This is a genomic window from Psittacicella hinzii (assembly GCF_003585935.1).
Lineage (GTDB): Bacteria > Pseudomonadota > Gammaproteobacteria > Enterobacterales > Psittacicellaceae > Psittacicella > Psittacicella hinzii.
Genome location: NZ_NRJG01000025.1, coordinates 1 through 9,800, shown reverse-complemented (window position 1 = coordinate 9,800; position 9,800 = coordinate 1). Strand labels below are relative to the sequence as shown.

The window sequence follows — 9,800 nt, the reverse complement described above, 5'->3', positions numbered from 1 at the left end:
TGGACAAAGTAACTAAATATATTTTAACCTAAAAAAAATTATTAATCTGCTTTATTTTTCAAAGTTTTGTTAGTTAGAATTAGCTGAAAATGAAAATAAAGGATAATAGCGTTTATTTTTAATTCTTAGCTTACTTTTGAAATATTGTTAATTTTTGTAAAGCTTCGAAAAAAGTGGTCATGAGTCGCACTTTTACACAAATTTTTTGCACTAGTGCGCCATTAGTAAGATAATAAGAGAGGTAAGTTTTTGTCACTTAGTTATATAGGAGCAAAATTTTATGCGTTTGATTCCTTTAATCCACGAAGATCAAGTTGCACATTGGAGTGCTAAATATATTGTGGATATGATTAATAAATTTAATCCTAGCGCAGACCGACCTTTTGTATTGGGATTACCTACAGGTGGTACTCCTGTTCAGACTTATAAATATTTGATTGAATATTATCGTCAAGGTAAAGTAAGCTTTAAACACGTGTTAACTTTTAATATGGATGAATATTTAGGTTTAGCACCTGATCATCCTCAAAGTTATAGCTACTTTATGCATGAAAATTTATTTAATCATATAGATATTCCTGCCGAAAATATAAACTTACTAGATGGTTTGACAACAGATATCAATGCTACGTGCCAAGCTTACGAAGATAAAATTAAGTCTTATGGCGGAATAGATTTATTTTTAGGTGGTGTGGGAGTAGATGGACACATTGCATTCAATGAACCTGGATCATCTTTAAGTTCTCGTACAAGATTAAAAACTTTAACTCAACAAACTCGCATTGCAAATTCACGCTTTTTTACAAATCTAGATGAAGTACCTAAATATGCTTTAACTGTAGGTGTTGCTACCTTATTAGATAGTAAACGCATTATGATTTTAGCAACAGGTATTAATAAAGCCCAAGCAATAAAACAAGCTGTTGAGGGAAGTGTGAATCATTTGTGGACCATTTCAGCGTTACAAATGCACAAGCATGCCATGATTGTGTGTGATGAAAATGCTTGTAATGAATTAACGTTAAAAACTTTTAAATACTTTAGAGAAATAGAACATATTGATCCACAACAAGAATATGATTTTACAAAAGACCTAACAGTATTTGCTGAATGTCTATAAAGGAAGATTAGAATTATGACTAAATTAGCTTTTGTTAATGCGAAAGTGTACTCTCCACTATATTTACCTAATGCTGTTGTCCTTGTTGACGACAATAAAATCGAAAAAGTAGTGTTTACTAATGAGTACAATGAAAAAATCAAACCTACCAATCAATACCTTGAAATTAATTTAGATGGTTTAAATTTATCTCCTGGTTTTATTGATTTACAAGTAAATGGTTGTGGTGGAGCTAATTTTAACGAAACACTTGAAAATTTATCATTTGAGACGTTAAATACTATGCATTCTTGTAATGTGAAGCATGGGGTAACCACCTTTTTACCTACGTTGATTACTAGTCCTATTGAATTTCGTCGTAAAGCTTTAGAGGTGATTACGGATTTCCAACAAGCTAATCCGGATTTAGTGGCTAGTGTTCCTGGTATTCATATCGAAGGTCCGCATATTAGTATTGAGAAAAAAGGTACGCATAACCCTGCTTATATCAAGCCAATGCAACAAGTGGATTTAGATTTATATCTTGAATATAAAGACATTATTAAAATGCTAACTTTAGCCCCAGAAGAAAATGATTTAGCTCTAGTTAAGCAATTACTTGATGCCGGTATTTTAGTATCAATAGGTCATACTAATGCGACTTATGAAAAAGCTAAAGAATTTATTAATGCTGGGGTAAAAAGTGCAACCCACCTATTCAATGCAATGACTTCAATTACTAATGGTAGAACTCCTGGCGTAATTGGAGCAATCTATGAATCTCCTGAAATTAGTCCGGGATTAATTGTAGATGGGGTGCATGTAAACTGGCCTTTAGTAAATCTTTCATTAAAAGTTAAGAAAGATCGCATTTTTATCGTAACTGACGCAGTAACTCCAGCCGGAACTGATGTAACTGAATTTAAATTTGCTAATAAGATTATTAAAGTAATTAATCAAGGTTGCTATGATGAATTTGGCTGCTTATCTGGTTCTGCAATTACTATGGATAGCCAATTATCGCGTCTAAAAGAAAATTCTGATTTAAGTACTGAAGAAATTTTAAGTTTAGTGACTTATAATCCAGCTAAACACATTGGCATGGAAAAACAAATCGGTACTTTATATCCGGAAGCATTTGCTAATCTAGCTGTATTTGATGATGAGTTCAATATTAAAGCTACTTACGTAAATGGTAAAGAAGTTTATCATCAATAAAAACGAAAAACGCGCTAGATAACTAGCGCGTTTTAAAATTAATTCTGGTTTTCTACACGTTGATGATGAGCTAAAAGTGTTTGTCTTCCTAAGAAATAAATAGGGAAGGCAATAATAGCAGCAATTAAGTATTTAATTACTACATCGGCGTAGATAATTTGGAATAACATGGATAGAGGATAATCTTCCATGCCATAGAAAGCTAAGAACGTAAAGAGAAAAGAATCTAATGGTACTGATACAATGTTAGAAGTTAAACAACGTACTAACCAGTTATTACGTTTTAGTTTTTGGAAAATTACTGTATCAGCTAATTCTCCAGCAGCAATAGATAAGAATGAAGCAAAAATGAAACGTGGTGGTACTTGCTCAATGTATGAGTATACTACTGTAACAATTAATGCTAAAGCAATTGCTAGAAAAACGTAACGAATACCGTAACCGTGAATTCTATCTCTTAATGTAAAGATAAAAGCAAAGAACAGCGTACCTACAGATAATTGTCCATACAATGGTAATGGAATAAAAGCATCTAAGGTCGCATTGGCTAATAGTACAGATAGTACGTAGCCGAAGATCCAAATAAATTTCATATAAAATCCTCTCATCAAAAGGCATACCCTTAAGATGATTAATAATTTTTATTAACCCACTATAGGCTAGAAATCCTATGCAGGCGGATTGGAGAAAAAATCCGTATCATATTAGCATAAACTAATGCTTTTTTCTAGCTTTTATTAACCCGTAAGCTAGTTATGAAAAATAAACAACAAATATTAAAAGCTTTAAATGGTAATCTAGTTGTCAGTGTACAACCTGTAGATAATGGGGTTTTAGATAATCCTTTATGTGTAAGTTTATTATCTCAAGCAGCTGTAAATGGTGGTGCTGCAGGAATTCGTATTGAAGGAGTAGATAAACTTTTACATAGTCGCCGTCATTTAAAAGTACCTGTTATAGGTATTATTAAATATGATCTTGATGATTCACCTGTGCGAATTACACCATTTCTACATGATGTTGAGCGTCTAGCTCAAGCTGGAGCGGATATTATTGCTTTTGACGGTACTGATCGAATTCGTCCGGTTAGTCGCGAAGATTTAATTGCAGCTATTCATGCACAAGGTTGTTTAGCTATGGCTGATTGTTCAAATCAAGCTGATGGTGATTTTTGTGCCGAGCATGGAGCTGATATTATAGGTACTACTTTATCTGGTTATACAGGTGGACCAGTACCCGAATTACCTGATTTTGATTTAATTAAGTATTTTGCTCAAAAAGGCTATTTCGTAATGGCAGAGGGGAGATTAAATACCCCTGAAGATGTTAGTAAAGCAATAGCATGTGGTGCGAATTGTGTTACTGTTGGCACTGTATTAACGCGCTTAGAAGTAATGACTGATAAATTTGCTCAAGCTACAAAAACGAAATAAAAATTAACTTTTAAAATAACGAAAATCCCAAGCATTAGCTTGGGATTTAAATTTATGTCAATTTATTGAGATTTTTATCTTCGTCGTTTTGATTATCTGCTTGTGGATTAGCAAATGGGCTAACAAAGTCATTAGCTTTATCTAAAGCATGTTCTTGCTTTACACTAGATGGAGCTTCTTGTTCTTGTGAAGCAAGTTCTGAACTTGCAACTTGTGATTCTAAAGTATCAGCTTGTTCACCTTGCTGCTCATCTTGCTGCTCTGATATATCTTCATCTTTAGATTCAACTTCAGATTTATTAACATCAGATGATTCAGTATTCGAAACTTGCTCTTTATCAAGCTCTTGAGCTTGAGTAGAAGATTCTTGCGGTTGGCTGTCTTCTTGAGTAAGAGGGCTTTCTTTATTCTGAGATGATAAATCTTGTTCTTTAGCTGATTGTGTATCTGATGCATTTGAAGCGGTTGCTTTATCTTGGTTTTCTTCTTTACCAGTTACATTGTCTTGCTCTTCTTTTTCTTGCTCTACATTTTGCGTGTTTTCTTTAATTAAGAATTTAACTTCATCGTAAAGAGTGTAAAGAGCTTGTAAAGTACCAGGAATTACTTGGCAGATAATAGTTACTAGACGATTACCTAAATAACCGTAGGTAAAAGGTAAGAATAATAAACCAAAGTTTTTGGTAATTTGTTTAACTTCAAAATACTTACCGGTAAAAATATTTAAGTAAGCATTTGCAGGTTCTGTTTCAGTAGTTTCAACATCTACTTTCATGGTAATTTCATTACGGTAACTCTCAGTAATGAAATAACTGTAGAATACAGATCTATCGTTTTTACTTGTTAATTTATTTTCTAGTTCTTCTAACTCTTGGTTAGTGTGATTTTTGTAAATCTGATTGTATAGTAAATAAAGGATCGATTGTAATACTAAAACAAAGTAGAAAATAATAAATGCTAAGAATACTGGGTTTAATTTAGCTAATAAAGTAGCTACTAGAGTACCAATTAAACCAAAAGTACTTAAAATCGAAATAAAACCTTTACGACCGATTTGTAGTGATAAGCCATAAAGATAAGCACGACGATATTTTTTATCACTATTGATAAATGATAAATATGAAGCTCCCATAAAGCACATTGCTAAGAAAGCAAAAATATTAAATGAGGCTACGAAAAATACTAAATAAGAAATTAAACCGTCAACACTGTGTTTAAAAACATAAACCACAAAACTAACTGCTACGGCAAAAATAAATGCAAAGAAAATTGCTTGGAAAGGTGTTTTAGAAAACATTCTTTGCGAAGATACATTGCCATACTCTTTATCCATTTTTACCTGAAAGGCTGATAAGATAAGAGGTAAAACAATAATCGCTAGGTAAAATTGCGTAGTAACTGCAAATAATAAAGCAGCTCCAAGATATAAAGCGAAATTATTTTTTCTAAATAATTGAGCTTTTTGTAAGAGAGAGGCTAAAGCCATAAACAATCCTCAGATAAGATATCAGGGGTTAAAAATGGAAATATTAAGATCAAGGCTTTGTAAGCGAGACTTTCTTAAAATTTTAACACTCTCGCCACGAAAAATCTAATAAAAATAGCGAGTTTAACGCTTTTTTACAACACCTATACCATTAAGTAAGCATTTGTTAAACATTGGTCGCAACTTACTAGTGGTTCTAATGATATAATTAACCGGAACTATCAAACTTAAGTTAGTGATAGTTACCGGTTTTATTTATAAATTACGCCTATATAATACTTATAAATGATTATTCTCAAGTATTTACGACGCAATATCTTAAAAACGTTTATTGTTACGTTTTTAATTTTATTCTCAATTTTCTTTGCCCAGCAAATGATCTTGGCATTTACACAAGTTACAAGAGGAAATATCCCTGTAGGATTTGTGTTTAAGTATATTTTCTTAAATATGCCAACCATGTTGCAGTATTTCTTACCCTTTGCTTTCTTTTTTGGGGTGTTATTTACTTTTATCCGTTTGCATAATAACCAAGAAATGAATGCAATGTATGCCTGTGGTCTATCTTATGGACAAGTAATCAAAACCCTAATGGTACCAACAACGATTATTTGTGCCATAGCACTGGTAAACGCTTTTTGGATAGCCCCTATGCTACAGGTTGAAAACCGTAGTCAAGTGCAGTACTTTAAGAAAAACCCAACCTTTTCACTAATTAGTGAGGGGAGTTTTACAGAAATTCCTGCTACAGATTACATTCTTTTTGTTAATAAAGTTACGGGTAATAAAGCTTTAGGGATTTACGTTTTTGACCTAGATAATACGAATACTCTTAACTTTATAATGAGTGCCGAGGGTGAAATCAAAGTTGAAAAAGATCAACGTTTAATTGTCCTTAAAAATGGTACTCTTTTTTCAAAAGAGCTAAATAAAGACGTTTATACAACCATTAATGAAAATTTAATGGCTTTAGCAACAGCTCAAGCTTCTAAGAGTAAAGAAGAGCTAACGAGCCATAGTTTAAATCCTATGCAACAAGCACAAATTGAATCTTTATTACGTCCAGAAAAAACGGAACAAGGGACGCTGATTTTCAATTCAGAGAAATACGACTATGAGCAAATAAAAGAGCTCTTAAATAATAGCCTAACCAAAATGTATAAAATTAATTTTAAAGAATTAGTTTTACGTATTGGTATAGTGCCGCAAGATAGTAGTTTAGACGCTTATAAATTTAAAACTGTAACGCAATTAATAAGCTCTGATAAAAGTAACCCTCTTATTTATATCGAAATCTTTATTCGTTTAATGAGTGCGGTTTCAGTTTATGTTTTTGCGATTTTAGGTTTTGTATTTGGTAAAGTAAATCCACGTAAAGGTAAGTATTCGAACGTAGTTATTTCTACTTCGTTATATTTTATTTACCTTTTAGTAATGAATTCTTTAAGTACAGTGATTAATAAAGGTAAGGTTATAGATAGTACGTTTTATATCTTTATAATTACTAACATTATTTACTTTGCCTTAGCTTATATTCTAGTAAGCGAAAGAACTTCATTTAAGAAAAACCGTGTGATTAGCGGTATTAGAAAATTCTTAGGAGGGCAGTAATGGTCTTTTTTAGAATACTCGACAGATATATTGTAAAAAAAGTTAGTATTACTGTCGCCTTTACTCTCTTAGGTTTAGTAGTATTCAGCTTAATTATTCGTATTACTGAAGAACTATCACATGTTGGTAAAGAAGCTTATACACTTGCCGATGCCATTATTTATTCGATTTGTTTGGCAGCTCCTGATATTAATACCTTTTTCCCTATGGCTGGGTTATTAGGAGCAATGATTGCTTTAGGGCAATTGGCTGGTAATAGCGAATTGATTATTATGCAATCGGTGGGAGTATCTCGCCTAAGAATTTTCCTTGGTCTTTTATGGTTTATTGTTCCTTTTTCTTTATTTAATTTAGCAATTCAGCAATGGGTGTCACCTCAAGTGACTTCATATGCTTACACTATGAAAAATTCTAAATTAAAAAATGGTAACTTTTTCCGCCAAAATGAAACCCTATGGTCAAAAACAAATGGGGAGTTTATTTATGCGAAAATTGGTGCTAATGCTAAATTAACGAATATCTTTGTTTTACAATATGATGAACAAACTTATAATTTAGCTCGTATTTTAATTAGTGATAATGCTAGTTGGGATGAGCAAGATAAAAAGTGGATCATGCATCAAGCGCAAGTTTATTCGTTAGAAAAAGATGACACTGTAACATTTAACCAAGAAGAAAAAGATAAAATTCAACAAAACCTTGAACAGGCTAATATCAATGCTAATGTGGTTTGGCCACTTTTATCTCAAGAATTAGCTGATCAGCATAATTTTACAGTCAAACTATACAGTGATTATTATTGGAAGACTGATTTAACTCCAGACAAATTAAGTTTAGTTAACCAAGATACTAATAACTACACTTTAACTTCGTTGTACAGTTATATTAACTTCCTTGATGAAACTAATCAGAATTCAAATTCATTTAAGTATTTATTCTGGTCAAAAATTCTTTCTGGTTTTAGCTTCTTTGTAATGATGTATGTTGCTACTGCTAATATTTTTGGTAATGTACGTAATGTTTCAATGTTAGTTAAGATCTTCTATGCTGTTATTTTAGGTTTAATCTTCTTTATTCTTAATAATACAGTAGGACCGTTTTTAATGAATTATGGTATTCCTGCTATAGTAGCAGCTCTTATGCCATCAATGATTTTCATGATTTACGGTTTTTATCTCTCAAAACGCAAATAAGAAAAAGCTGCTAATATTAGCAGCTTTTTCCATATGGATTTTTGTTAAATTATTTTTAATTCAAGCTCCAGACTTGAAGATCTATATGAGGCAAAGACACTTTAAGTATCTTGTGTCATGGATATCTTAGATACTTTGAGAGGATTGGATACAGGACAACGCGCAGTTATTAATTATAGTTACTGTTTTTCTGACAGAGAAGTATTAAACTTATAAAAGCAATAAATAGTTTTGCATTAGCTATATCTAAATCATCAGATGATGGTATATGAGATCAAAGTAAGTTTGCTAGTCGATTGAACTCTTTTGAGTAAGTTTCTTTGCTTTGATAAAAGATTTCTTGTCTTTGCTGTATCTAGTTCAAAGTCATTGGTGGTAAGAACTGAATAACCAAAGCGACTTTCTTCATCTTTTATACTTTCAACATTCACCTGATAAGTGGTATTTCCGGTAGTATCTTTAACTGCGATAAAGTACTTTTTAAGTATAGCTTTTGATACTGATTTATTACTTTCTAGGAGTTCTTGTTTGTATTTGTTTATTTTGACAATTAATTTGCGAGATTCTGTTACTTTCTTGTCGAGATTAAATAGAACATGGGCGTTTATCTTAGTACCTAAATAACTAGAGTTATATACTCTTCCTCTAATGTTTTTATCGATGTCGATAATTTCATCATAGGTAAATTCTTTTTGATTAGCGGCATTTAGTAAGTTATCTTACTCTTTAAGATCTTTACTCATTGTAGAGATGAATTTAATATTCATCTTATCTAGACTAAAGAAATAGGTCTCATTTAAAGATCCTTGATCCATTACTAAATAAATAGGAGAATGGTATATTTCTTGCCATTTAGATATAAGATAAGGTAAATAGGTTTTATCGTTTACATTTGCTGTATAAACCTCATAAAACATAGGTAATTTACTCTTGTGATTTATTAAAAGAGCAAGGTTAATTTGCTCAGCTCTCTCGTTCAGCATTAAAACTATATTCCAACTTAGTAACTTTATTATCACGGAGAGAATTAAGGTTTAAATCATAAGTAACAAGCTCATTTACTTCATGTATTTTAATCCAATCATACATAAAGCTTAAGATTTTCTCGTGCGTAATACTCTCTAAAAGCTTGTGAATATCGAGTTCACAGACTTGCAGTTTCTCATCTAATTGTTGTTCTTGTGCCCATTCTTGGTAATCTGCTAAAGAGTTGTTATTCGTGCCTAGATACTCCGCTAGGCTTAAAATTAGTTCTGCATTTTCCGTAAAATGGGTTTTTATAATGGTAGCTAGTTCTGCTTGCATTGTTGAATGCAAATTCTCTCGAGCAATTTCTGAAGAATATTCAGTAGGTGTTTGTGCTTTTACTGACTTGTTTCTAGTGCTTGGTGTAGATTTAGCAGCTTTTGTACTTTTTATTGCTTTGGTAGTTTTACTACTTTTAGTTTCTTTTGCTTCAGCATTAAGTTCAGGTAGTTCAATATGAAAGTCTGGGAATCTCGGATCAATCATCGCAACCATAGATCGAGTTTTAGTATCTAAATCAGCTGGAGCTTCTAAATTATAAAGCTCATAATATTTTTTATTAGCATATATTCCCTTTCCACAAGGAGTTAAGCGACCTAAACAAATGTCATCTTCTCTTCCAGGTTTTCCATTTACAGATTTGTAATTACCTTTAAGATAAGCATATTTCTTTCCTAACTTTCTAAAAACTTTAATTTTTCTTTCTGGAAGGGGGAGCTGTACCCCAAAAATGA

At 31.9% G+C, this 9,800-nt stretch carries 9 protein-coding genes; 5 read left to right on the top strand and 4 right to left on the bottom strand.

Annotated elements, in window-relative coordinates:
• Window positions 1-280 precede the first annotated feature (280 nt).
• Together nagB and nagA are read left to right on the top strand one after the other, a co-directional pair.
• On the top strand, window positions 281-1,120 hold the full coding sequence (gene nagB / locus CKF58_RS01600) for a glucosamine-6-phosphate deaminase (RefSeq protein ID WP_119530243.1): 840 nt from the start codon (window positions 281-283) through the stop codon (window positions 1,118-1,120).
• Window positions 1,121-1,135: 15 nt separating this feature from the next.
• The gene (gene nagA / locus CKF58_RS01595; protein WP_119530242.1) at window positions 1,136-2,317 is read left to right on the top strand and encodes an N-acetylglucosamine-6-phosphate deacetylase; all 1,182 of its coding nucleotides are present in this window, start codon (window positions 1,136-1,138) and stop codon (window positions 2,315-2,317) included.
• Window positions 2,318-2,355: 38 nt separating this feature from the next.
• Here nagA and CKF58_RS01590 read toward each other — a convergent pair whose 3' ends face one another.
• Window positions 2,356-2,910, bottom strand: coding sequence for a VUT family protein (locus CKF58_RS01590; protein WP_119530241.1), 555 nt, complete (start codon window positions 2,908-2,910; stop codon window positions 2,356-2,358).
• A 162-nt stretch (window positions 2,911-3,072) separates the two neighbouring features.
• On the opposite strand from CKF58_RS01590, the gene CKF58_RS01585 reads away from it, so the two are divergent.
• Window positions 3,073-3,750: an N-acetylmannosamine-6-phosphate 2-epimerase gene (locus CKF58_RS01585; protein WP_119530240.1), complete on the top strand. Its 678-nt coding sequence runs from the start codon at window positions 3,073-3,075 to the stop codon at window positions 3,748-3,750.
• A 52-nt stretch (window positions 3,751-3,802) separates the two neighbouring features.
• Here CKF58_RS01585 and CKF58_RS01580 read toward each other — a convergent pair whose 3' ends face one another.
• Window positions 3,803-5,236 (bottom strand): hypothetical protein, encoded by a 1,434-nt coding sequence (locus CKF58_RS01580; protein ID WP_119530239.1) that lies wholly within the window; start codon window positions 5,234-5,236, stop codon window positions 3,803-3,805.
• 285 nt (window positions 5,237-5,521) lie between these two features.
• Here CKF58_RS01580 and CKF58_RS01575 point away from each other — a divergent pair, with 285 nt between their 5' ends.
• Both CKF58_RS01575 and CKF58_RS01570 read left to right on the top strand, forming a co-directional pair.
• Window positions 5,522-6,847 carry an LptF/LptG family permease gene (locus CKF58_RS01575; protein ID WP_119530238.1) on the top strand — a complete coding sequence of 442 codons (1,326 nt, stop codon included), beginning with the start codon at window positions 5,522-5,524 and terminating at the stop codon, window positions 6,845-6,847.
• Window positions 6,847-8,040 carry an LptF/LptG family permease gene (locus CKF58_RS01570; protein WP_119530237.1) on the top strand — a complete coding sequence of 398 codons (1,194 nt, stop codon included), beginning with the start codon at window positions 6,847-6,849 and terminating at the stop codon, window positions 8,038-8,040. Before CKF58_RS01575 ends, CKF58_RS01570 begins: the two co-directional genes overlap by 1 nt.
• Window positions 8,041-8,759: 719 nt before the next feature.
• Here CKF58_RS01570 and CKF58_RS01565 read toward each other — a convergent pair.
• Window positions 8,760-9,023: a transposase gene (locus tag CKF58_RS01565; RefSeq protein ID WP_119530236.1), complete on the bottom strand. Its 264-nt coding sequence runs from the start codon at window positions 9,021-9,023 to the stop codon at window positions 8,760-8,762.
• Window positions 9,004-9,800 (bottom strand): hypothetical protein (locus CKF58_RS08345; RefSeq protein WP_222987655.1); only part of this gene is annotated, 797 nt, incomplete at its 5' end. The genes CKF58_RS08345 and CKF58_RS01565, both read right to left, overlap by 20 nt.